General features: G+C 71.2%; 22 protein-coding genes and 1 pseudogene. 10 read left to right on the plus strand and 13 right to left on the minus strand.

Annotated features, from left to right (window positions below; translation table 11 throughout):
• Positions 1 to 5 precede the first annotated feature (5 nt).
• Positions 6 to 318, minus strand: a pseudogene (locus J2Z33_RS00080) (transposase); the annotation flags it as partial.
• 187 nt (positions 319 to 505) lie between these two features.
• Here J2Z33_RS00080 and J2Z33_RS00085 point away from each other — a divergent pair.
• Both J2Z33_RS00085 and J2Z33_RS00090 read left to right on the plus strand, forming a co-directional pair.
• Positions 506 to 1,429, plus strand: coding sequence for a LysR family transcriptional regulator (locus J2Z33_RS00085; protein ID WP_209836626.1), 924 nt, complete (start codon positions 506 to 508; stop codon positions 1,427 to 1,429).
• A 90-nt stretch (positions 1,430 to 1,519) separates the two neighbouring features.
• Positions 1,520 to 3,400: a bifunctional sugar phosphate isomerase/epimerase/4-hydroxyphenylpyruvate dioxygenase family protein gene (locus J2Z33_RS00090; RefSeq protein ID WP_209836628.1), complete on the plus strand. Its 1,881-nt coding sequence runs from the start codon at positions 1,520 to 1,522 to the stop codon at positions 3,398 to 3,400.
• A 2-nt stretch (positions 3,401 to 3,402) separates the two neighbouring features.
• Here J2Z33_RS00090 and J2Z33_RS00095 read toward each other — a convergent pair whose 3' ends face one another.
• Positions 3,403 to 4,299: a LysR substrate-binding domain-containing protein gene (locus J2Z33_RS00095; protein ID WP_209836630.1), complete on the minus strand. Its 897-nt coding sequence runs from the start codon at positions 4,297 to 4,299 to the stop codon at positions 3,403 to 3,405.
• Between the two features lie 84 nt (positions 4,300 to 4,383).
• Between J2Z33_RS00095 and pcaD the strand changes: the two genes are divergently transcribed.
• Genes pcaD through J2Z33_RS00125 form a run of 6 tightly spaced genes read left to right on the plus strand, consistent with a single transcriptional unit; the run spans position 4,384 to position 9,045 of the window.
• Positions 4,384 to 5,157: a 3-oxoadipate enol-lactonase gene (pcaD, locus tag J2Z33_RS00100; RefSeq protein ID WP_209836632.1), complete on the plus strand. Its 774-nt coding sequence runs from the start codon at positions 4,384 to 4,386 to the stop codon at positions 5,155 to 5,157.
• A complete protein-coding gene (pcaC, locus tag J2Z33_RS00105; RefSeq protein ID WP_209836634.1) occupies positions 5,150 to 5,533 on the plus strand; it encodes a 4-carboxymuconolactone decarboxylase in 384 nt (127 codons plus the stop codon). Before pcaD ends, pcaC begins: the two co-directional genes overlap by 8 nt.
• Positions 5,530 to 6,252, plus strand: a complete 723-nt coding sequence (gene pcaH / locus J2Z33_RS00110) for a protocatechuate 3,4-dioxygenase subunit beta (protein WP_209836636.1) — start codon at positions 5,530 to 5,532, stop codon at positions 6,250 to 6,252. Before pcaC ends, pcaH begins: the two co-directional genes overlap by 4 nt.
• Position 6,253: 1 nt before the next feature.
• Positions 6,254 to 6,880 (plus strand): protocatechuate 3,4-dioxygenase subunit alpha, encoded by a 627-nt coding sequence (gene pcaG / locus J2Z33_RS00115; protein ID WP_209836638.1) that lies wholly within the window; start codon positions 6,254 to 6,256, stop codon positions 6,878 to 6,880.
• 3 nt (positions 6,881 to 6,883) lie between these two features.
• The gene (locus J2Z33_RS00120) at positions 6,884 to 7,723 is read left to right on the plus strand and encodes a 3-oxoadipate:acetyl-CoA acetyltransferase (protein ID WP_209836640.1); all 840 of its coding nucleotides are present in this window, start codon (positions 6,884 to 6,886) and stop codon (positions 7,721 to 7,723) included.
• Complete coding sequence (locus J2Z33_RS00125) at positions 7,723 to 9,045, plus strand: lyase family protein (RefSeq protein WP_209836643.1); 1,323 nt, start codon at positions 7,723 to 7,725, stop codon at positions 9,043 to 9,045. The genes J2Z33_RS00120 and J2Z33_RS00125 overlap by 1 nt, the downstream gene beginning before the upstream one ends.
• On the opposite strand, the gene J2Z33_RS00130 is transcribed toward J2Z33_RS00125, so the two are convergent.
• From J2Z33_RS00130 to J2Z33_RS00165, 8 genes are read right to left on the minus strand one after another with little or no spacing between them, the layout of a single operon-like run.
• Positions 9,039 to 9,872 carry a shikimate dehydrogenase family protein gene (locus J2Z33_RS00130; RefSeq protein ID WP_209836645.1) on the minus strand — a complete coding sequence of 278 codons (834 nt, stop codon included), beginning with the start codon at positions 9,870 to 9,872 and terminating at the stop codon, positions 9,039 to 9,041. The two genes, J2Z33_RS00125 and J2Z33_RS00130, sit on opposite strands and share 7 nt — an antisense overlap.
• A gap of 35 nt (positions 9,873 to 9,907) precedes the next feature.
• Entirely contained in the window at positions 9,908 to 10,657 is a 750-nt protein-coding gene (locus J2Z33_RS00135; RefSeq protein WP_280922861.1) for an amino acid ABC transporter ATP-binding protein, read from the minus strand.
• 12 nt (positions 10,658 to 10,669) lie between these two features.
• The gene (locus tag J2Z33_RS00140; protein ID WP_342454094.1) at positions 10,670 to 11,704 is read right to left on the minus strand and encodes a Gfo/Idh/MocA family protein; all 1,035 of its coding nucleotides are present in this window, start codon (positions 11,702 to 11,704) and stop codon (positions 10,670 to 10,672) included.
• Entirely contained in the window at positions 11,701 to 12,141 is a 441-nt protein-coding gene (gene aroQ / locus J2Z33_RS00145) for a type II 3-dehydroquinate dehydratase (protein WP_209836647.1), read from the minus strand. The genes J2Z33_RS00140 and aroQ overlap by 4 nt, the downstream gene beginning before the upstream one ends.
• A gap of 54 nt (positions 12,142 to 12,195) precedes the next feature.
• Positions 12,196 to 13,023 carry a transporter substrate-binding domain-containing protein gene (locus J2Z33_RS00150; protein ID WP_209836649.1) on the minus strand — a complete coding sequence of 276 codons (828 nt, stop codon included), beginning with the start codon at positions 13,021 to 13,023 and terminating at the stop codon, positions 12,196 to 12,198.
• A gap of 27 nt (positions 13,024 to 13,050) precedes the next feature.
• Positions 13,051 to 13,881, minus strand: a complete 831-nt coding sequence (locus J2Z33_RS00155; RefSeq protein ID WP_209836651.1) for a transporter substrate-binding domain-containing protein — start codon at positions 13,879 to 13,881, stop codon at positions 13,051 to 13,053.
• Between the two features lie 30 nt (positions 13,882 to 13,911).
• On the minus strand, positions 13,912 to 14,568 hold the full coding sequence (locus tag J2Z33_RS00160; protein WP_209836653.1) for an amino acid ABC transporter permease: 657 nt from the start codon (positions 14,566 to 14,568) through the stop codon (positions 13,912 to 13,914).
• 11 nt (positions 14,569 to 14,579) lie between these two features.
• Positions 14,580 to 15,248, minus strand: coding sequence for an amino acid ABC transporter permease (locus J2Z33_RS00165; RefSeq protein WP_342454095.1), 669 nt, complete (start codon positions 15,246 to 15,248; stop codon positions 14,580 to 14,582).
• 998 nt (positions 15,249 to 16,246) lie between these two features.
• Between J2Z33_RS00165 and J2Z33_RS00170 the strand changes: the two genes are divergently transcribed.
• On the plus strand, positions 16,247 to 16,786 hold the full coding sequence (locus J2Z33_RS00170; protein WP_209836655.1) for a GNAT family N-acetyltransferase: 540 nt from the start codon (positions 16,247 to 16,249) through the stop codon (positions 16,784 to 16,786).
• Positions 16,787 to 16,805: 19 nt separating this feature from the next.
• Here the strand turns inward: J2Z33_RS00170 and J2Z33_RS00175 are convergent, their stop codons facing one another.
• A complete protein-coding gene (locus tag J2Z33_RS00175) occupies positions 16,806 to 17,564 on the minus strand; it encodes an SIR2 family NAD-dependent protein deacylase (protein ID WP_209836657.1) in 759 nt (252 codons plus the stop codon).
• Between the two features lie 197 nt (positions 17,565 to 17,761).
• Between J2Z33_RS00175 and J2Z33_RS00180 the strand changes: the two genes are divergently transcribed.
• On the plus strand, positions 17,762 to 18,901 hold the full coding sequence (locus tag J2Z33_RS00180; protein WP_209836658.1) for an NAD(P)/FAD-dependent oxidoreductase: 1,140 nt from the start codon (positions 17,762 to 17,764) through the stop codon (positions 18,899 to 18,901).
• 10 nt (positions 18,902 to 18,911) lie between these two features.
• Here the strand turns inward: J2Z33_RS00180 and J2Z33_RS00185 are convergent, their stop codons facing one another.
• On the minus strand, positions 18,912 to 20,222 hold the full coding sequence (locus tag J2Z33_RS00185) for an MFS transporter (protein WP_209836660.1): 1,311 nt from the start codon (positions 20,220 to 20,222) through the stop codon (positions 18,912 to 18,914).
• 201 nt (positions 20,223 to 20,423) lie between these two features.
• Positions 20,424 to 20,903 carry a hypothetical protein gene (locus J2Z33_RS00190; RefSeq protein ID WP_209836662.1) on the minus strand — a complete coding sequence of 160 codons (480 nt, stop codon included), beginning with the start codon at positions 20,901 to 20,903 and terminating at the stop codon, positions 20,424 to 20,426.
• Positions 20,904 to 21,440 lie beyond the last annotated feature (537 nt).

The following is a 21,440-nucleotide window of genomic DNA, read 5'->3' on the forward strand; positions in this document are numbered from 1 at the left end:
CGCTTACGGTGCTTCGCGATGAAGGCGAGTCTCATGTCGACTCCCTCGCGAAGAACGCGGCCGCCTTTCTAGAATATCACGCTCCGCCTTGAGCCGGGCGACCTCTTTCTTCAGCGCTGAAACTCCAGCCTGCTCGAAGCGCATATGCCCCTGGCCAAGGGAGGCGTTCGCAGGCGCCTCCGCCAACTCCCGCATCCAGCGCCGGAGCGCGCTCTCACCAACATCCAGGTCACGGCAGGCCTGCGCAACCGATACACCGCGCTCCCTCACCAGCTTCACCGCTTCAAGCTTGAACTCGCGGCTGAACTTCCGCCTTATCGGCACTCTCCAGTTCCAAGGTCACGATCTCACCGTCGTGTCCGCGAAACCGGCAGCAGGCCATGGTGCCTTTTACGGTCAGAGCGGTTGTGAGCTTCGCCACCTTCCTTCGGCAGACGTCTGCGAGACCTGAGTGGAGGGCCTCTTCGGTCTCCCTTGCCCGCCCGCCTTGCGCTAGTCTGCCCTTATGCGCGAACTCACTCTCCGACAGGTCGAGGTTATCCGGGCGGTCATGATCGCCGGAACCATCCAAGGTGCCGCGACGCTGCTGGGGGTGTCGGCCCCCGGCATATCCCGCTTGATCAAGCACACCGAGGAGAGCCTGGGACTGCGGCTTTTCGAGCGCAAGGCCGGGCTCTTCGTCCCGGCGCGCGAGGCCGGGTCCATCTTCGAGATGGTGCATCAAGTCCATCGCCAGATGGAGAACCTGAACTTGGCGCTGGGTGCCTTGTCAAAGGGGGAGGACGTCACGCTGTCCTTCGCCTGTGCCCCGTCGATCGCCCAGTTCATCGCCGCGCGGGCCGTACGCAGCATCCGCGGCCGCTTTCCCGACCTGTTCATCGATCTCAACATCCTCAAGGTCGAGGAGGCCATGGACTACCTCCTGCTGGAGCGGGGCGAGTTCGTCATCATGTCCTCGGCGATCGACAACCCGGCGCTGTCGAACGAGCCCCTGGCCCGGGGCCGGATCGTCGCCATCGTGCCGGACGGGCACCCGCTCGCGCGGAAGGACGTCATCTCGGTCCATGACCTCGCGCGCGAGCCCTTCGTGGGGGTGGAGCCGGGCGATCCCTACGGCGCCGCGCTGGCCGCCCCCTTCCGGGAGGCCGACGTCGCGCCGCGCTACACCATGCGGGGCCGATTTGCGCAGACCGTGGTCAGCCTCGTCCGGCACGGGCTGGGTGTCGCTGTCATCGACGAGTTCTCGGTGGCCGAAATCTACATGCCGGGGATCACGCGACGACCGCTGAAGGAGGCGGCCTCGATCACGGCATGGGTCGTGACGCGCGAGGGCCGACCCTTGTCGAGCTTCGCGGACTACGCCGTGACCCGCTTCAAGAAGGAACTGATCGCGGCCACCTCCCGCGCCACATGGGATCCCACGACCTAACCTCGTGTTATGCCAATCGGCATATCCGTATTTGTCGTTAATTCGTTCCACGGTCAGATTGGTCCCGGCCTTCAGTTCGGGAGCGCGCCCATGAGGACGTCCATCGCCACCGTCTCCGTCTCGGGCGACTTCCGCGAGAAGCTGGAGGCCATCGCCGGGGCCGGGTTCGACGGCATCGAGATCTTCGAGCAGGATTTCCTGACTTTCGACGGCTCCCCCCGCGACGTGGGGCGCATGGTGCGCGACCATGGGCTCGAGATCACCCTGTTCCAGCCCTTCCGCGACTTCGAGACGCTGCCCGCTCCGCTGCGCGCTCGCGCCTTCGCCCGCGCCGAACGCAAGTTCGACTTGATGGGCGAACTCGGCACCGACCTCGTGCTCGTCTGCTCGACGGTCCACCCGGAGTCCCTGGGTGGCATCGACCGCGCCGCCGACGACTTCCGCGAACTGGGCGAAAGGGCAGCGGCGCGCGGGCTGCGCGTGGGATACGAGGCGCTGGCCTGGGGCCGACACGTCAACGACCACCGCGACGCCTGGGAGGTCGTGCGCCGCACCGACCATCCGGCCGTCGGCCTGATCCTCGACAGCTTTCACACACTGGGACGCGGCATCGACCCCGACACCATCCGGCGCATCCCCGGCGACCGGATCGCCTTCGTCCAACTCGCCGACGCGCCCGCGATCCCGATGGACCTGCTCTACTGGTCGCGTCACTTCCGCAACATGCCCGGCGAGGGCGACCTCGACGTGACGCGCTTCATGCGGGCGGTGATGGCCACGGGCTACGCCGGCCCCCTGTCGCTCGAAATCTTCAACGACCAGTTCCGCGCGGGCCTGCCCCGCCTCGTGGCGCAGGACGGACATCGAAGCCTCGTCCACCTCATGGACCGCGTGCGGCGCGAGGAACCGGGCCTCGCCATGGACCTTCCCGCCTTCCCGCCGCCCGCCCCGGTCGAAACGGTCGAGTTCCTCGAATTCGCCACCGCTCCCGGCGAGGCCGAGGGGATCGAGGCCCTCCTGGCCTCCCTGAGCTTCGAGAGGGCGGGCGCGCACCTGACCAAGCCCGTCACGCTCTGGCGACAGGGCGGCATCAACGTCCTCGTCAACACCGGCGTCGAGGGCTTCACCCGCAACGCCTTCGCCAGCCATGGCACGACCGTGAGCGAAGTGGGCCTCCTGGTGCCGGACGCCCATGCGGCCCTCGCTCGCGCCGAGGCGCTGGGCGCGACGCGCTTCGACGAGCGCCCGCCCGAGGGCCAGCTCGCCATTCCGGCGATCCGGGGCGTGGGCGGCAGCGTGATCCGCTTCCTCGACCGCGCGGGCGACCTGGGCCGGGTCTGGGAGACGGAGTTCCCTGACGCGGCTCCCGCCTCGGTCGGCGCGGGCCTCGTGGCGGTCGATCACCTCGGCCAGACCATGGCCTACGACGAGATGCTGAGCTGGGCGCTCTTCTACACGTCGATCCTCGATGGCCGGAAAGCTCCCATGGTGGACGTGGCCGACCCCGACGGCCTCGTGCGGAGCCAAGCCGTCCAGTCCGGCGGGCTGCGCGTCACGCTCAACGGGACGGACGCGCGGCGGACGCTGGCGGGGCGGTTCTTCAGCGACACCTTCGGATCGGCAGTCCAGCACATCGCGCTGGCCACGGACGACATCCTCGCCACGGCGCAAGCGCTGGCTGCGCGGGGGTTCCCGGTGCTGGAGATCGGCGGCAACTACTACGACGACGTGGAGGCGCGCTTCGGCCTCGATTCCGCGCTGACGGCACGGCTCCGGGCGGCGAACATCCTCTACGACGCCGACGGGCAGGGAGAGTTCTTCCAGTTCTACTCGGCGGCGCGGCCCGACGGCTTCTTCGTGGAGATCGTCGAGCGGCGGGGCGGATACTCGGGCTACGGCGCGCCCAACGCGCCCTTCCGCATCGCGGCCCAGAAGCGGGCGCTGCGGCCCGCCTCCATGCCGAGGGCCTGAGATCAGGCGGCTCGCGCCGCCTCGCGGGCGATCTCCACGAGGAGGGCCAGGGCCGCGCCTGCTTCGCCTTGCCGAAGCGTCAGGCCCACGGCCCCCGCCAGCCTTCGGGCGTCGGTCGGGATCGCCTGCAACCGCCCCGTCTCCAGTTCCTCGACCACCACCCCGCGCGAGATGAACCACACCGCGTCCGATCCCAGCAGGACGCCCCGCCCGACCGGATGCGAGACGGTCTCGACCGCCGCCCGGATCCCCGCGAGGCCCAGGCTCGCGAGGTAGTCGTCCACCGTGCGCCGGATCGCCGCGCCCTCGGGTGGCAGGACAAGCGGGACGCGCGCCAGGAGGTCGGCGGGCGGCAGGTGCGCCAGCGGATGCCCGGCCCGTGCGACCAGTTCCACCTGCTCCTCGTAGAGATGCTCGAAGGCGAGGCCCGCCATCTCGCGCGGCTCGGGCATCCGCCCGGCCAGAAGGTCGATCCGGCCGTCGCGCAGCAGGCCCACGAGGTGGCCCTGCGGCCCCGTGGCGATCGACAGAGTCGTGTCCGGCCGCATCTCACGGAACCGCAAAGCCACGCAGGGAAAGAAGCGCGTGGCCACCGTGGGCAGCACCCCCACGGACAGCTGCCCCTCGGCTTTCCCGCCCCGGAGCGCCGCCGCCCCCGCTTCCAGCGCCGCAACCCCCTCGGCGGCGTGGCGGCGGAACACCGCGCCCGCCTCGGTCAGCCGCAGGCTGCGCCCCTGCCGCAGGAACAGCGACTGGCCCAGCAGGTCCTCCAGCTCGGCCAGGGTCCGGGACAGGGCAGGCTGGGTGATGCCCTCGGCGCGGGCCACGGCCGATAGGCTCCCCTCTGCCGCGATGGCGAGGAACGCCCGCACATGGCGCAGCTTGATCGCCGGATGCATGACCGGGCGGTTATGGATCGCAGCCTCCTATGCATTTTGCGGGGCGGGACGGTTGTGGCAGATCATGGGTCCAGGGAGGAGCCCATGCAAGTTCTCGAACGCCCCTGGGGGCGGATGCACGTCCGCGTCGAAGGTGATGGGCCTCTCGTGCTCCTCGCCAATTCGCTGGGCACCGACCTGCGGCTCTGGGACGATCTCCTGCCGCTGCTTCCCCCCGGCTTGCGCGTCGCGCGCTTCGACAAGCGAGGGCACGGTCTGTCCGATCTGGGCGGAGCGGTCACGGTCGAGGACCTGGCCGACGACGCCGTTGCCCTGATCGAGTCGCAGGGCGGCCCGGCCGTGGTCATGGGCGTCTCCATCGGCGGCATGATCGCGCAGGCGCTGGCCCTGCGGCGGCCCGACCTCGTGCGCGCGCTCGTGCTGTCCAACACGGCGGCGCGGCTGGGCACGCCCGACTCCTGGGCCGCGCGCATCGCGCAGGTGGAGGGACAGGGTCTCGCCGCCATCTCTGACGGGATCATGGAGCGCTGGTTCGCGCCCGCGTTCCGCGCGACCCCGCAACTCGCGTCCTGGCGCAACATGCTCGCGCGCACCTCGCCCGACGGCTACGTCGCCTGCTGCCGCGCGCTGGCCCGCGCCGACCTGACCGCCGACGCGCCAGCCCTCTCGTGCCCAGTCCTGATGATCGCCGGCACTCAGGACGGCGCGAGCCCCCGCGAGGTCGTGGAGGCCACCGCCCGCCTCATCCCGAACGCGCGTCTCGCGGTGCTGGACGCGGGCCACCTGCCCATGGCCGAGACGCCCGAGGCCTTCGCCGCCGCCGTCTCCCCTTTCCTCAAGGAGCACGCCCATGCCTGACCTGCGCGACGCCGGCATGGCCACCCGCCGCCGCGTCCTGGGTGACGCCCACGTGGACCGCGCCGAAGCCGCCAAGACCCCCTTCGACTCGCCCTTCCAGGCGCTGATCGCCGACGCCGCCTGGGGCCACGTCTGGTCGCGCGGCACGATCCCCTTGCGCGAGCGGTCGATGCTGACCATCGCGCTCCTGGCGGGCCTCGGCAATGACCACGAACTCGCCATGCACATTCGCGCCACCCGCAACACCGGCGCGAGCGAGGCCGACGTGATGGAGGCTCTCCTTCACGTCGCCATCTACGCGGGCGTGCCCCGTGCCAACCACGCGATCCGAATAGCCAAGGACACGTTCGCCGCCATGGCGGAGGAGACTCGATGAAGCCCTTCGAATACATCCCTCGCGACCGCGGGGTTCACCCGCCGGCCTACACGCCCGGCTACAAGACCTCGGTCGCGCGCAGCCCGCGCCTGCCGCTCCTGTCCTTGCAGAACTCGCTGTCCGAGATCACGGGACCGACCTTCGGCCAAGGCGACCTCGGCCCGCTCGACAACGACCTGATCCGCAACTACGCCAAGACCGGCGACCCGGTGGGCGAACGGATCGTCGTCCACGGCCGCGTGCTTGACGAGAACGGGCGAGGGGTGCCTCACACGCTGGTGGAGGTCTGGCAGGCCAACGCCGGCGGGCGCTACCGTCACGTCAAGGACACCTACTTCGCCCCTATCGACCCCAACTTCGGCGGCTGCGGGCGGGTGCTCACGGACGAGCAGGGCTTCTACCACTTCCGCACCATCAAGCCCGGCGCCTACCCTTGGCGCAACGGCGTCAACGATTGGCGGCCCGCGCATATCCATGTCTCGGTCTTCGGGCAGGCCTTCGTGCAGCGCCTCATCACCCAGATGTATTTCGAGGGCGACCCGCTGATCCCCCGCTGCCCGATCGCCGCCACCATTCCCGACCCGAAGGCGCTGGAGCGGCTGATCGCGCCCCTCGACCTCAACGCCGCGATCCCGCTCGACTGCCTCGCCTACAAGTTCGACATCGTGCTGCGCGGCACGCGCTCCACGCTCTTCGAGAACCGGCTGGAAGGGAACTGAGATGCCCCAGACCCTCGACTACCTCAAGGAAAGCCCTTCCCAAACCGCCGGGCCTTACGTTCACATCGGACTCGCGCCGGGAGCGGCCGGCTTCTCGATCTTCGAGCGGGAGCTGGGTCAGGACATCGCCGGTCCCAATGCCGAGGGCGAGCGCATCCGCGTGGAGGGCGTCGTCACCGACGGCACGGGCGCGCCGGTCAAGGACGTGCTGCTGGAGGTCTGGCAGGCCGACGACGAGGGCCGCCATCCCCATCCCCGCGACCCCCGCCACGCCGAGGTGGCCGAGGGCTTCCGGGGCTGGGGCCGGATCATCCCGGACTTCGAGACCGGCCTGTGGTCTTTCGACACCGTCAAGCCCGGCCCGGTCATGGGCCGCCACGGCCGCCTCATGGCGCCGCACATCACCTTCTGGCTGGTGGCGCGGGGCATCAACATCGGCCTGAACACCCGGCTCTACTTCGGCGACGAGGAGGCCGCGAACGCCGCCGATCCCGTTCTTGGCCTGATCGAGCAGGTCCACCGCCGACGCACGCTGATCGCCACCCGCGAGGACCGGGAGGGGCGGGCCGTCTACCGCTTCGACATCCGCCTCCAGGGCGAGGGCGAAACGGTCTTCCTGGACATCTGAACCATGAGCGAGACTTCCACCCCCACGATCATCTGCGTCGCCATTACCGGCAGCCTGCCGCAAAAGTCCGACAATCCCGCTGTCCCGATCACCATCGACGAGCAGGTGGAGAGCACGCAGGCGGCCTTCGAGGCCGGCGCCACCATCGCCCACTGCCACGTGCGCGACGACGAGGGGAAGCCCACGTCCGACCCCGAGCGCTTCGCCCGCCTGAAGGAGGGCATCGAGCGGCACTGTCCGGGGATGATCGTGCAACTGTCCACCGGCGGTCGGAGCGGGGCAGGGCGCGAGCGGGGGGGCATGCTCTCCTTGCGCCCCGACATGGCGTCCCTTGCGGTGGGCTCGAACAACTTCCCCACCCGCGTCTACGAGAACCCGCCCGACCTCGTGGACTGGCTAGCCGCCGAGATGCTGGCCCACGGGGTCAAACCGGAGGTGGAGTGCTTCGACCTCAGCCACGTGTTCAAGGCCAAGGAGATGGCCGACAAGGGCCAGCTCGCGGGCACGCCTTACCTCCAGATCGTCATGGGGGTGCGGAACGCCATGCCGGCGGACAAGCCGGCCTTCGACTTCATGGCCGCCACCATCCAGCGCCTCTTCCCCGGCGCGCCCTGGTGCGCGGCGGGGATCGGGCCGGCACAGATCACGCTCAACGAGTGGAGCGTGGCGGCCGGAGGGCACGCCCGCACCGGGCTTGAGGACAACGTGCGCCTCGATCGCCACACGCTCGCCCCCTCCAACGCCGCCTTGGTGCGGCGGGTGGTGGAGATCTGCGAGCGCCACGAGCGGCCCGTCGCAAGCTGGCAGCAGGCACGCGCGATGCTGGGGCTGGGGCGGCCCTGATGCTTCCCGATGCGGGCAGCCCCCTCTACGCGCAACTCCTGGGCGACACGGCAACGGCGGCGTTCCTCTCCGACCGCGCCGAGATCCGGGCCATGATCGATGTCGAGGCAGCCTTGGCCGAGGCGCAGGGCGCGCTGGGCGTGATCCCGTCCGACGCCGGGTTCGCCCTGGCCCGCGCCTGCCGCGGCCTTTCGCTCGATCCGGGCAAACTCGCCGCGCGAACCGGCGTGGACGGCGTGCCGGTCCCCGCGCTCGTGGCCGCCCTGCGCGACGCGCTCGGGTCGCCCGAGCAGGCGGAGCATCTCCATTGGGGCGCGACCAGCCAGGACATCGTGGACACGGCCCTTGCCCTGCGCCTCCGGGGCCTCCTCGAACTCTGGGACGACCGGATCGGCGCGCTCCTCCGGGCGCTGGCCGACCTCGCCGACCGCCACGCCGACCTACCGATGGCCGCCCGCACCTACGGGCAATCCGCCGTGCCCACCAGCTTCGGCGCGGTTGCTGCCGCCTGGGGGCGGCCGCTCCTGCGCCACCGCGACCGGCTCGGGGCCGTGCGGGGCGACCTGCTGAAGGTGTCGCTGTCGGGTGCCGCGGGGACGCTCTCGGCCATGGGCGGCAAGGGTCCCGAGGTGAGGGCGGCATTGGCGGCCAGTCTGGGCCTCGCCGACCCGGGATGCTCCTGGCACGCCGAGCGCGACGGCGTCGCCGCCTTCGCCGCCTGGATGGCCGGCCTGCTGGGCAGCCTCGGCAAGATGGGCGAGGACCTCCTCCTCCTCGCGCAGTCGGATCTGGGCGAGGTCCGCATCGCCGGCGCGGGCGGCTCCTCGACCATGCCGCAGAAGCAGAATCCCGTCGGGCCCTCGGTGCTCGTGGCCTTGGCCCGCACGGGGATCGGCCTCGCCGCAATCCTCCAAGGCGCCGCTCTGCACCGCCAGCAGCGCGACGGGGCCGCCTGGTTCACCGAGTGGCTGACGTTCCCGCAGCTCTGCCTCCTCACCGGGCGGGCGCTGTCGCTATCGCTCGACCTCGCCGCGCACCTGTCTCCCGATCCCGCCGCCATGGCGGCCCATCTGGAGGCGCAGGCCGGCACCATCCATGCCGAGGCGCTCAGCTTCGCCCTCGCCGTGCGGATGCCTCGCCCCGAGGCGCAGGTCGCCATCAAGGATCTGTCGCGGGAGGCGTTGAGGACGGGCACGCCGCTGCCCGACCTGGTGCGCCAAGCCTATCCCGACCTGCCGATCCCCGCGACCGACCTAGGTCAGGCCCCAGGCGAGGCGCGGGGCTTCGCTCGTGCCGTCCGCGACAGGGCCGGCGGTCAGTAATCCAGCCGCGCCACCTCGCGCAGCTCGGCCGCGTCGGCCGTGCGGAAGCCGAAGAACTCCAAATAGGCCGGGATCATCTCGAAGAGCATGTCGCTGCCGACCTGGATGGCGCAGCCGCGCGCCTGGGCGGCGGCCAGGAAGGGGGTGATCTCCTGCTTCATCACCACCTCGCCCACGAAGGTCGCGGGCGCGATTCGCTCCACGTCCATCGGCAGCGGGTCGCCCGCCTGCATCCCCAGCGGCGTGGCGTTCACCACGATGTCCCAGCCCGCCGGGTCGTTCGAGCCGGTGGCGATCTCCAGATCGGGATAGTGCGTCCGCAGCCGCCCGGCCAATCCTTCCACCACCTCGGGGCGCGGATCGTGCAGCCCCAGCGCCCCCGCCCCCGCCCGCGCCAGCGACGCCGCGATGGCCGAGCCGACCCCCCCCGCGCCCACCACCAGCACCCGCGCGCCCGACACCGCGCGCCCTTTCCGCAAAACGCCGCGCACGAAGCCCTCGCCGTCGAACATGTCGCCCTGCAACCGCCCATCCGGCCCCAGTCGCACCGCGTTGCACGCCCCCGCGATCCGCGCCGTGGGCGACACCTCGTCGAGCAGCGCCACCGTCGTCACCTTGTGCGGCATGGTGACGAGGGCGCCGTGGATGTTCGACAGCCGGAACGCCAGCCGCAGGAAGTCCGGGTAGTCCTCGGCCCGGACCCCCATCGGCACCACCACCGCGTCGATGCCGTGCCTCTCGAAGTAGGGGTTGTAGATCATGGGCGCGCGGAAGGACTCGGTCGGATAGCCCAGATGCGCGATGAGCTTGGTGGTGCCCCGGATCATGGGAGCCTCCTTTGGATGCGGGGCCGGAGGGCCGGTCAGTGATGCGCCAGGATCTCGCCCAGGAAGGCGCGCGTCCGCTCGTGCTTGGGGGCCTTGAAGAAGGCCTCGGGCTCGCCCTCCTCGATGATGGCCCCATCGGACATGAAGATCACCCGGTCGGCGACCTGCCGCGCGAAGCCCATCTCGTGCGTCACGCAGATCATCGTCATCCCGTCCCGCGCCAGCCCCACCATGGTGTCGAGCACCTCCTTCACCATCTCGGGGTCGAGCGCCGAGGTCGGCTCGTCGAAGAGCATGGCCTTCGGCTCCATGCAGAGCGCGCGCGCGATGGCGACCCGCTGCTGCTGCCCGCCCGAGAGCTGCGCGGGATGCTTGTCGGCCTGGTTGCCGATGCGGACCCGCTCCAGATACTTGCGGGCGGTTGCCTCGGCCTCGGAGCGCGAGACCTTCCGCACCCGCATGGGGGCCAACATGCAGTTCTCCAGCACCGTCATGTGCGGGAACAGGTTGAACTGCTGGAACACCATCCCGACCTCGCGCCGCACCGCGTCCACGGTCTTGGGCGTGTTGTCCAGCGTGGTGCCGTCCACCTCGATCCGGCCCGAGCGGATCGTCTCCAGGTGGTTGATGCAGCGGATCAGCGTGGACTTGCCGGACCCCGACGGCCCGCAAAGCACGATCTTCTCGCCGCGCCGGACCGTCAGGTTCACGGCCTTCAGGGCATGGAACGCGCCATAGTATTTCTCGACGTTCTCCATGCGGATCAGGATGTCGTCTTGGGCCATGGGGGCTCCTCCTCAGATGACCACGCGTTGGCCGATGGCGGCGGACCGCTTCACGGCGTCGATGACGTGCAATGTCCGCAGCCCCTCGCGGCCCGACACCAGCGGCGACTCCTCGCCCCGGATCACGGCGGCGAAGTGGCGCACCTGCGCGGCGAGGGGGTCCTCGAGCCGCACGCCGGGGCGGGACAGGTCGAACGGCTCCCACCAGCTCCGCGCGCCGGGGTTGCGTCGCAGGTCCAGCGACGGCAGGGCCAGCGATCCCTCTGTGCCGCCGATCTGGTAGCAGTGCTCGCGCTCCTGCGGATAGGCCGGGTTCTCGCCGGCCGTCATCTCCCAGGACCAGGGCGCGACCGTCGCATCGCAGACCGACGCGGTGCCAAGCGCGCCGGAGGCGAACTCCAGCAGGATCGCCGCCGTCTCCTCGACCGCGAAGCCCCGGACGGCGTTCGACTCGATGGCCTGCACGGCGACGATGTCGCCCAGCAGGAACCGCAGGCAATCCACGTCATGGATCAGGTTGAGATAGACCGGCCCCGCGCCGGCCTCCCGACGCCAAGGCACGTCAAAGTAGTCGTCCGGCTTGCACAGCCAGAACATCGCGTTCGCCACAAGCGGCCGGCCGATGGCGCCCGCCTCGATCAGCGCCTTGGCCTTCCGCATCAGCGGATTGTGCCGCCGGTGATGCCCGGTCAGCAGCGGCACCCCCGCCGCCTCCGCCGCCTCCACGAGCCGCAGCCCCCCCGCGAGATCGTCGGCGAGCGGCTTCTCTATCAGCGCCGGAAGACCCGCCGCCACGCATTCCAGACCGTTCCGCACATGGACCTGGTTCGGGGTGGCGACGATTACGCCGTCGGGCCGATCCGCCACCAGCATCTCCGTCAGGGACGCGAACCACGCAACCCCATGCCGCGCCGCCGCCTCGCGACCCGCCTCCGAGGGGTCCACCACGGCGGACAGCACAGCCTCGGGAGAGGCCGCGACGTGCCCGGCGTGGCGGGCCCCGATCAGGCCCGCGCCCATCACCGCGAGGCGGACCCGACCGGTCACGCGCCGACCAGCGCCGCGATGCGCCGCAGCCCGAGCTGGTAGCCCTGCGTGCCCGCCCCGGCGATCACCGCATCGGCGCGCAGCGACACGTAGGAATGATGCCGGAAGGCCTCGCGCTTGTGGACCTGGGAGATATGCACCTCCACCACCGGTCCCTCGAAGGTGTTCAGCGCATCCAGCAGCGCCACCGAGGTATGCGTCAGCGCGGCCGGGTTGATGACGATCCCGCAGGCCGCCTCGCGTGCCTCGTGGACCCAGTCCACCAACTGCCCCTCGTGGTTGCTTTGCAGCAGCCGCACCTCCAGCCCCAGTTCGGCCCCCAAGGCGGCGCAGTCCCGCTCCACGTCGGCGAGCGTCTCCGCGCCGTAGATCTCGGGCTGGCGCTTGCCCAGCAGGTTCAGGTTGGGGCCGTTCAGGATGAAGACGAGGCGGGACATGGGCTCTCTCGGATTGGGACGGCCCGCCCCCGCCGGGGGACGGGCCGAGGCCGGTCACTGGGCGACGGTGAAGGGCACGCCCTCGACCTCGGTCGGGAACTCCGGCGGGGTCAGCCCCAGCCACTCCTGATAGATCGCCGCGTATTCGGGCGTCGTGATGAACTCCGCGAGGAAGGCGTTCAGCTCGGTGTTCCAGTCGGCCTCGCCCAGCCGGCTCCCCGCGCCGTTGTAAAGAGCGGTCAGCGGGATCTTGTTCTCGTAGGTGCCGGGCGCCTGCGGCTCCAGGCGCTGCACATAGAACTGGTTGCCGCCCACGGCGTCCACCTGCCCCGACAGCAGCGCCTGGATCGTCGCCGCGTCGTCGTCGAAGCGCAGGATCTCGGCGTCGGCGGGGGCCATCCCGGTCAGCGCCTTGTCCTGCTGCGAGGAGTTCGGAACGCCGATCCGCAGGCCCGACAGCTCCTCGGGGCTGGTGATCGTCGTCGCGATCGGGGCCACCACCGAAAGCTGGTTGGCGGCATAGGGGACCGAGTATTGCATCGCCTGCGCCCGCTCGGCGGTCATAGCCATCGTCGCGAACAGCACGTCCACCTGATCGGTCTCCAGCGCCGGAATACGGTTGGCGACCGCCAGCGGCACGAACTCGGCCTCCACGCCCAGGTAGGCGGCGAAGGCCTGGCCCATGGCAGCGTCCAAGCCCGACTGCACGCCCGAGGAATCGAGGAACCCCCAAGGCGGGTTGTCCCCCTGGATGCCGATGCGGATCGTGCCCTCGGCCTTGGCCTCCTCCACGGTGCGCGCCTCGGCGGCCTGCGTCGCGGCCAGGACGGCCAGCGCCGCCATCAGGCTCCGGCTGGCGCCGGTCAGTGTGAATGTGGTCATGTGTGGTCTCCTCCGGGTTGGTCGGTCTTATTGTTGAACGGTGAAGGGCACGCCTTCAACGGCGTCGGGATAGGCGGGCGGGTCCATTTCCAGCCAGCCGTTGTAGCTCGCCTTGTACTCCTCCGAGCCCAGATACGCCTCCAGGAAGGCGTTCAGCTCCGCGTTCCAGTCGGCCTCGCCCAGCCGCGTCGCCGCGCCTTGGTAAAGCTGGCCGATCTCGAACTTGTTCTCGAAGGCGCCCGGCGCGGCGGCCTCGACGCGCTGCATGTAGAACTGGTTCGCGCCGACCGCCTGCACCTGCCCCGACACCAGCGCCTGGATGTTGGCCGCGTCGTCATCGAAGCGCAGGATGTCGGTGCCCTCCGGGGCCTCGGCCGTCAGGATCGTGTCCATGGGGGCCGAGTTCGGCACCCCCACCGACAGGCCCGCAAGGTCGGCCACGTCGTCCATCTCCGTGCCCACGGGCCCGACGACATACAGGATGTTCGACGCATAGGGCCGCGAATACTGGATCGACTGCGCGCGCTCGGGCGTCATGCCGACCGAGGCGAAGAGCACGTCCACGACCCCGGTGGTCAGCGCCGGGATGCGGTTCGCCACCGCCATGGGCACGAACTCGACCTCGACGCCCAGGTGCTCGGCGAAGGCCCGGCCCATGTCGGCGTCGAAGCCGTCCTGGTTGCCGGTGGAATCGAGGAAGCCCCAGGGCTGGTTGTCGGCCTGGATGCCGATGCGGACGGTGCCCTCGGCCTTGGCCTCGTCCACCGACATCCCCTGCGCCAGCGCAGGGAGGGGCAGCAGGGCGAGCGCCGCCGGAAGGCCCCGCCGCAGCAGGCCGAACAGGATCGGACCGGACATGTTTCTCTCCTCCGAGTTGGTTCTTTTTGTTCAGCGGACGCCCAGCGCCAGCCGCCGTTCGATGCGCCCGCCCCAGAGCGACAGGGGCCAGCAGAGCGCGAAGTAGAGGGCCCCCACGATTCCGAACACGAGCAGGGGGCGGAAGACGCTGTTGGACACGATCTGCCCCGACCGGGTCAGCTCGATGAAGCCCACGATGGCGGCCAGCGACGTGCCCTTCAGCAGTTGCACCAGGAAGCCGATGGTCGCCGGCAGCGACAGCCGGAAGGCCTGCGGCAGCACGATGTCCCGCATCCGCGACCCGTAGTGCAGCCCCAGCGCATGGGCGGCCTCGGTCTGGCCTTTCGACACCGCCTGGATCGCGCCCCGCCAGATCTCCCCCAGGAAGGCCGAGGCATGGGCCGTCAGCGCGATGGCCACCGCCGCCCAGGGCGGGATCCGCAGCCCGAACAGCGCGAAGCCGTAGAAGAACACGAACAGTTGCAGCAGCAGCGGCGTCCCCTGGAACAAGGCGATCCAGCCGGTCGCCGTCCAGCGCAGCCAGCGCCGCTCCGCCGTCCGCGCCAGCGCCACGCCGAGGCCGAAGGGGATGCCGCCGCCAAAGCCGATGGCCGCCAGGATCAGCGTCCACATCAGCCCCTTGAGGATGAAGAGCAGCTCGTCCGGGCCGAGGGTCGGGGTTTCCATGGCCGGGCTCCTCAGCGGGTCGGGTAGGCGAAGGCGAGGCGCGCGACGCCCGCGAACAGCACCATCATCAGCCAGGCCACCATCAGGTAGATGCCGGTGATGAGGAAGTAGACCTCGAAGCTCTGGAACGTGTCGCCGTCGATCCGCCGCGCCACCGAGGTCAGCTCATAGGCCGCGATCGACGTGGCGATGGACGTGGTCAGCGTCAGCATCACGAACTGCGAGGCGAGGCTCGGGAACACGGCGCGCAGCGCGGGCTTGAGGATGATGAGCCGGAACACCTCGCCCGGATGCAGCCCCAGCGCGAGCCCCGCCTCGGTCTGCCCGCGCGGGATGCTCTCGACGCCGCCCCGGATGATCTCGATGGCGTAGGCCCCGCCGTTCAGTCCCAACGCCAGGATCGCCGTCACCGTCGGGTTCAGCCGGATGCCGGCCAGCGGCAGGGCGAAGAAGATGAAGAATATCTGCACGAGGAACGGCGTGTTGCGGATCAGCTCCACGAAGGCGATCACCACCGCCCGCCCGAAGGCGTTGCCCGACCGGCGCACCGCCACGCCCAGCACGCCGATGACCAGCGCCAGCGCCATGCCGCCCAGCGCGAGGCCAATGGTGCCCAATGTGCCCCAGACCAGTTCGGGCCAGCGCGCCAGGACGACGCCGAAATCCAGATCAACGCTCACCGACCCCTCCCTTGGCCCGTTTGCTTCCAGCGATCACCGCCGCATCGCGGCTCCCCGATCCACCGAACCGGCTCGGGGCCGCCGCTGCCCGCTTGGCACCCGCGCGATGGCGGCTTCGCCGTTCTCATCCGCTTCGATCCCAGATGCCCGCTCGTGGCAGTAACGTCAAAGATGATTACATGGAAAGCCGGAACATGATGTTAATAGAGACCGGCAGAGCCAGCACCGTCTCCTCTATGCCATCCGGAGGGGCGCAGGCGAACCCTCCCAGGAGCCCAGGCCCGCGCCGCGCTTGACCGAGGGGGCATGGCCCCCGCCGGACCGGGACCGCCGCCAGTACCTCGCCCGGCCGCCGATCCCAGGCAGCGCGACGGACCCATGACAAGAAAAAAAGGCGGCAACCCGGGAGGAGGGCGCCGCCTTGTCACGGTAGGGGCCGGCCCAGGGAGGAGAAGAGGGCGGCCGTTCCGATCCAGTGAGCGACAAGGCCGGGAGGAGGATGGCCCGTCGCGTTACAGGCATCAAGTTAGCGCTAATGCTGCATCTGCACAATCAACGAGGCGGAAGACCAGCCATGTGCACCGGGCATGGCTTGCGTCGGCTCCCCGGACCGGCCGGTCGCGCGACCCGGTTCGCCGCGTCCCGCGCCGGCATCCCCGTCTTCCGTCCTCGGGCGCGGGGATTCCGGACGCCGGTCCCGCCGACACGAAAGGCGGCCCTGTCCAGGCTTGCGGCGTCGCGGATCGGCTTCCGCGCCGCCGTGACGGTTGGTCGGCTCCGCCCGAACACGACCCGCGCGCGGGCCGGACGGCTCCCGCCCCTCGGCCCGCCGATGCGGGGCAGGGCGGACGCGCCGCCCGACTTCGGAACAGGCCCGGCGCAAGCCCGCAGCTATCCGCCAGAGGCATTGCTGCATTGCAGAAATATGGTTTGTGGCGCCACAATCCGAACGTATCTGTGCGTCAGAGCTTAGACAGCAACTCGATACGGAACAGGCCATGCCCGGCACCTTGATCTCCGCGCCTCTCTCCGCGCCGAGGCACCATCTGGAGGAGTCCGAGGACATCGACCTCCTCCGCTCCCACCTGAAGGTGCACTACCGGAGCCTGGGCCCGCGCTCGCGCCGCCTGCGCTTCATGGGCGACCCCTCCGTCGAGGCGCTCGACCGGCTCGCCGACCGCGCCGACCCCGAGCTCGTGCTGGAACTCGTGGAGGAGGGGGCCGTCCGCGCCATGCTCGAGGCCCATGCCTCCGCGCCCGGCCATGTCGAGGTCGCCATCTCCGTCGAGGACCGCTACCAGGGCAAGGGCCTCGGCCGCGCGCTGTTCGAGGAAGGGCTGGTGATCCTCGCCGCGCGCGGCTTCCGCACCGCCGACCTCGTCTGCCTGCGCGAGAACACCGCCCTCCTTCATCTGGTGAGCCGGGCCGGCGCGCGGATGCGGATGGAGGACGGCGAGGTCCAGATCGCCATCGAGCTCGACCACGTGCTCGACCATGTCCGCCTCTCGGCCGCCCCCGCGCCGGCCGCCGGGGCCTAGCGACGCGAACCCGCGGCGATCAGAGGCCCGAGCCCGACCACGCCGCCATCCAGGCCGTCACGATCTCGTCGAGCTCGCCCGTCGCCTTCGCGGCCGGCCTGTAGAGCACGCGGTCGAACTGCCTCGGATGGACCATGCCCGGCACGAAATGCTCGGGCTCGACCGGCTCCAGGTTGTTGAGCACCTTGTGGCACCGCAGCCGCTCGGCCATCGCCCCGATGGGGACCACCGCGCCATCGGTGCCGATCACCACCAGCACGTCGTCCGGCCCCAGCGCGCCGAAGGCCTCGGACATGGGTCCATAGAGCGGTGCCGGCTCGTTGAAGAAGACCACGTTCGGCTTGACCCGCTCCCCCGACCCGCAATCGGGGCAGCGGTCCCGCGCCGGGTCCCAGGCGGTCGCGCCGATGTCCCAGACCGACCCGCAGTCCAGGCACCGCATCTCGGTCAGGACCCCATGGACGTGCAGCACCTCCATCGCCCCCGCCCGCTCCAGCAGGTCGTCGATGTTCTGCGTGATAAGCGTCGTGCGGAACCGCCGCTGCCAGTCGGCGAGCAGGCGGTGCATCGGGTTGGGCGCCACGCCGGCCAGGGCCACCCGCCGGGCGTTGTAGAAGCGGTGGACCAGCTCCCGGTTGCGCTCCCAGGTCTCGAAGTTGCAGACCTCGTCGATGGAATGCTCCTCCCAGAGCCCCCGCGCGCCCCGGAAGGTGGCGATCCCGCTATCGGCCGAAAGGCCGGCCCCGGAAAAGACGACCAGGTGCCGTTCGTGACTCATCGCGCAACCCTGCTGTGACCCTTCCCGGACCCTTCTAGACCCTGGCGGGGCGATGGTCACGCCGTCGCACGGGCGTCCGGGTCGCGCTTGCGTCCGGGCGCGGGCCAAGGCGCCCGCGGCGCCGAACGCGCTTGCGCGGCGCGCGGCCGGTATGCTCCTTGTCGGGCGAGGACGACTTCCGGCCCCGCAGGTGGAACATGGACGACTTGGACGCCTTGATCGTCGGCGGCGGCGCTGTGGGCATCGCCTGCGCGCTGGCGCTCGCCCGGCGGGGCCGGTCCGTGCTGATCGCCGAATCCGAGCCCCTCTTCGGCAGCATGACCAGCAGCCGCAACAGCGAGGTCATCCACGCCGGCCTCTACTACCCGCCGGGCTCTCTCAAGGCGCGGCTCTGCGTCCGGGGGCGCGACCTCCTTTACGCCTTCTGCGCCGACCGGGGGGTGCCGCACCGGCAACTGGGCAAGATCGTCTTCGCCCACGACGAGGGGGAGCGCCCCGCGCTCGAACGGATCGCCCGGCGGGCGGCCGACTCCGGCGCGGGCGATCTGGCGTGGCTCGACCGCCGCGACATCGCCCGGCTGGAGCCCGCGCTCCCCGCCGTGGCCGCCCTCCTCTCCCCCCGGACGGGGATCCTCGATTCGCACGCCTACATGACCGCCATGTTGGGCGAGGTCGAGGCGCGGGGCGGCCAGATCGTCTGCGGCGCCCGCGTCGCGGCCCTGCGGCGCTCCGGCGACGCCTGGTCCGTCTTCATCGAGGGCGAGGCGGAGCCGGTCCTCTCGGCCCGCCAGGTCGTCAACGCGGCGGGCCTCGGCGCGCAGGAGCTGGCCGCCCGGACCGAGGGCTTCGACCCGTCCGCGATCCCCGCCCGCCTCCTCGTGCCCGGCTGCTACTTCGGCTATTCGGGGCCCGTGCCCTTCCGCCACCTGATCTACCCGGTCCCCGTCCCCGGCGGCCTGGGCACCCACCTCACGCTCGACCTCGCCGGCCGGGCCAAGTTCGGCCCCAACGTCCGCCCGCCCATCGAGGCCGAGGACTACGTCGTGGACCCCGCCCAGCACGACCAGTTCGCCGCCGCCGCGCGGCGCATCTGGCCCGGCCTGGACGCCGACCTCCTCGTCCCGGCCTATGCCGGCCTGCGCCCCAAGGTCGCCGTGCCCCCCGGCCAGGAGCCCGACTTCGTGATCTCCGACGCCGCGCGGCACGGCTGCCCCGGCCTCGTGGCGCTGTTCGGCATCGAGTCCCCCGGCCTCACCGCCTCCCTTGCCATCGGCGAGGAGGTGGCCGAGCGGCTGGAGCTGGGCCCCGGCGCCACGACCCTCGACACCGCGGCCTGAGGCCCGGCCCTCAGGACAGCGACCGCCCCCGCGTCTCCACGTCGATCAGGGACACCACGCCGGCGCCGGCCAGCAGCAGCGCCGCGAACAGCGCGACCGCCCCCGTGAAGCTCTGCGCGACCAGCACCGCCAGCGCCGAGGGCGCGAGCAGCCCGCCGAAGCGCGCCATCGCGCTTGCCGCGCCCATGCCCGTCGCGCGGGCCTGCGTGGGGAACAGCTCTGGCGTGAAGGCGTAAAGCGCCCCCCAGGTGCCCAGCAGCGCGAAGCTCATCACCAGGATCGACGCGCCGATCAGCCAGGCGTTCCCCGCCACGACGAACAGGAGGCAGGCCGCCGCGCTCGCCAGCAGGAAGCCCACCAGGGTCGGCTTGCGGCCCCAGGCCTCCACCCCATAGGCCGCGAGCGCGTAGCCCGGCACCTGCGCCAGCGCCACCACCACGAGGAACCCGTAGCCCCGGACGAAGCCGAAGCCCTCCCCGGCCAGGCGCGCGGGCATCCAGGTGAAGATCCCGTAATACGAGATCGACACGAGGAACCAGGCGACCAGCATCGGCAGGGTGCGGCGGCGCAGCCCCGGCGACAGCAGGCGGGCCGGCGCCCCGCCGGCGGGCGCGGCCAGCCGGACGTCCCCCGCCAGCGGCGCGGCCCCGTTCGCGGCCAGCACCCGGTCCAGCACGGCCCGCGCCTCGGCCTCGCGCCCCCGGCGGAGCAGGTACATCGGCGATTCGGGAACCCACAGCCGCAGCCACAGGCCGATCAGCGCCGGCGTCGCCGTCACCGCGAAGATCCAGCGCCAGGCGTCCTCCACCCCCGCGAGGCTCGCCCCCCAGGCGGCAAGGGCGACGACGATGGTGCCCACGGCCCAGAACCCTTCCAGCATCACCAGCCAGCGCCCCCGGTGCCGCGCCGGCAGGAACTCCGCCATCATGGCGTAATCCACCGGAAGCGTGCCCCCCACGGCCACGCCCGTCAGGAACCGCAGCACGAGGAGGATGCCGAAGCTCGGCGCGAAGACCGAGAGCAGCCCGAACACCGCGTCGCAGGCCACCGTGACCAGCAGGACGCGCCGCCGCCCGATGCGGTCGGCCAGCCGGCCAAAGCCGCTCGCTCCCAGCAGCATCCCCAGGAAGAACAGCGTCCCGGTCTGGAGCGCCTGCGGCACCGTCAGCCCGAAGGTCGCGGCGATCGAGGCGGCGGTGAAGCCGACCGCCAGCACCTGCATCGCGTCCGCCGCCCAGACGAAGCCGAACACGCCCAGGAGGCGGCGCTGGAACCGCCCCGCGCCGGCCCGGTCCAGGGCGTCCTCGATCGTCAGGTCCATGCGTCGGCGTCCTTGCTCGTCCTCGGGGTTCAGTCCCCGATCAGGACCGGAACCCGCCCCCTCCCGCAAGCCGTTCCCGCCCCGGTCCGGTTTTCCCCACCGCAAGCCCGCCCGACCGTCGCGATTCCGCCACGGCCTTGGGGCTGGGCGGGGTGCCAGAGACGGAGCGACGGCCGGGAACGACCCAAGGGAAAGGCAGTCTCATATCCCGCGGCCCGTCGTGGCCTCGATCCCGACGCGCCCGTCCGGCCGCAGGGTCTGCCGGCGCGGGCGCGCTTCGCGCAGGTCCTGCGCGACCTCGAGCGCCTGCGCGCCCACTGGGGCGGCGAGGTCCCCGAGAGGCTGCGGAACACCTGGCTCCATCTCCACGCCACGGCGCTCACGCACACGGCCGAGCCGGCCGAGATCGCGGGGCGCGTCGAGGTCATGGCGGCGCAGGCCACCCCCGGCCTGCCGTCGCGGGAGGTGCGTGCCCTCGTCGCGAGCGCTCTCAGGAGGGCCGAGCAGGCCCGCTCGCCCATTCCTGACCAAGATAGCCGCTGCCACTACTCCGGCGCGTGGGTGGCCGAGCTCCTGGGCGTCACCGACGAGATGGCCCGCAGCCTCGGGTGCGAGCAGGTCTTCTCCCCGGCCGAGCGCGCGGCGCAAGGCCGCCGGCGAGACGGCGAGCCGCGCCGGCAAGGGCGTGGTCCGGCGCGAGGCCTACCTCGACGCGCATGACCTCTCGCGCATGAAGCCTTGGGCCGTGGAAGGGGTCTCCCGGGCCACCTGGTACCGGCGGCAGAAAGGGACGGGGCCGAGCGACCCCGCCCCGACCGGAGCGGAGATGGCCGCCCCGAGCCCGTGAGACGGGTGCGTGTCCGCACCAGGGGGGCGCAGCCGCGCCGAAGGCCAAGGCTGGGATCGAAAGATCCCAGCCACCAGCCCCTTCCACCCCCCCCCCCCCGCGCGCAGCCCACCGCCGAGACCCCCAAAACGACGCGCGACGCCCCCGGACCCGAGGGGACCATATCGCCGGTCGCGGGGAGCCGTTCAAAAAGCGGAGTTTCCATGCCGCCCCGCCGCGTCCGCCTCCGGCCCGGCCCCACCCGGTGAGGTCCGGGCCGGAGGCGGACGGGCAGGGCTTCTCCGGAAGATCGATAGCTCGAAGGCGTCGGCGATCCTCGACCGACCTTGCCTGCTGGCCCCGACAAGACCGGTCGCAACGCAGGTTGCCCG

The organism is Rubellimicrobium aerolatum (assembly GCF_017872975.1).
Classification (GTDB): Bacteria; Pseudomonadota; Alphaproteobacteria; order Rhodobacterales; family Rhodobacteraceae; genus Rubellimicrobium; species Rubellimicrobium aerolatum.

Bases quoted from the DNA above. Each gene is read 5' to 3' on its own strand.
- J2Z33_RS00085 (WP_209836626.1), top strand. From the start codon at position 506: ATGCGCGAACTCACTCTCCGACAGGTCGAGGTTATCCGGGCGGTCATG.
- J2Z33_RS00090 (WP_209836628.1), top strand. From the start codon at position 1,520: ATGAGGACGTCCATCGCCACCGTCTCCGTCTCGGGCGACTTCCGCGAG.
- J2Z33_RS00095 (WP_209836630.1), bottom strand. From the start codon at position 4,299: ATGCATCCGGCGATCAAGCTGCGCCATGTGCGGGCGTTCCTCGCCATC.
- pcaD (WP_209836632.1), top strand. From the start codon at position 4,384: ATGCAAGTTCTCGAACGCCCCTGGGGGCGGATGCACGTCCGCGTCGAA.
- pcaC (WP_209836634.1), top strand. From the start codon at position 5,150: ATGCCTGACCTGCGCGACGCCGGCATGGCCACCCGCCGCCGCGTCCTG.
- pcaH (WP_209836636.1), top strand. From the start codon at position 5,530: ATGAAGCCCTTCGAATACATCCCTCGCGACCGCGGGGTTCACCCGCCG.
- pcaG (WP_209836638.1), top strand. From the start codon at position 6,254: ATGCCCCAGACCCTCGACTACCTCAAGGAAAGCCCTTCCCAAACCGCC.
- J2Z33_RS00120 (WP_209836640.1), top strand. From the start codon at position 6,884: ATGAGCGAGACTTCCACCCCCACGATCATCTGCGTCGCCATTACCGGC.
- J2Z33_RS00125 (WP_209836643.1), top strand. From the start codon at position 7,723: ATGCTTCCCGATGCGGGCAGCCCCCTCTACGCGCAACTCCTGGGCGAC.
- J2Z33_RS00130 (WP_209836645.1), bottom strand. From the start codon at position 9,872: ATGATCCGGGGCACCACCAAGCTCATCGCGCATCTGGGCTATCCGACC.
- J2Z33_RS00135 (WP_280922861.1), bottom strand. From the start codon at position 10,657: ATGGCCCAAGACGACATCCTGATCCGCATGGAGAACGTCGAGAAATAC.
- aroQ (WP_209836647.1), bottom strand. From the start codon at position 12,141: ATGTCCCGCCTCGTCTTCATCCTGAACGGCCCCAACCTGAACCTGCTG.
- J2Z33_RS00150 (WP_209836649.1), bottom strand. From the start codon at position 13,023: ATGACCACATTCACACTGACCGGCGCCAGCCGGAGCCTGATGGCGGCG.
- J2Z33_RS00155 (WP_209836651.1), bottom strand. From the start codon at position 13,881: ATGTCCGGTCCGATCCTGTTCGGCCTGCTGCGGCGGGGCCTTCCGGCG.
- J2Z33_RS00160 (WP_209836653.1), bottom strand. From the start codon at position 14,568: ATGGAAACCCCGACCCTCGGCCCGGACGAGCTGCTCTTCATCCTCAAG.
- J2Z33_RS00170 (WP_209836655.1), top strand. From the start codon at position 16,247: ATGCCCGGCACCTTGATCTCCGCGCCTCTCTCCGCGCCGAGGCACCAT.
- J2Z33_RS00175 (WP_209836657.1), bottom strand. From the start codon at position 17,564: ATGAGTCACGAACGGCACCTGGTCGTCTTTTCCGGGGCCGGCCTTTCG.
- J2Z33_RS00180 (WP_209836658.1), top strand. From the start codon at position 17,762: ATGGACGACTTGGACGCCTTGATCGTCGGCGGCGGCGCTGTGGGCATC.
- J2Z33_RS00185 (WP_209836660.1), bottom strand. From the start codon at position 20,222: ATGGACCTGACGATCGAGGACGCCCTGGACCGGGCCGGCGCGGGGCGG.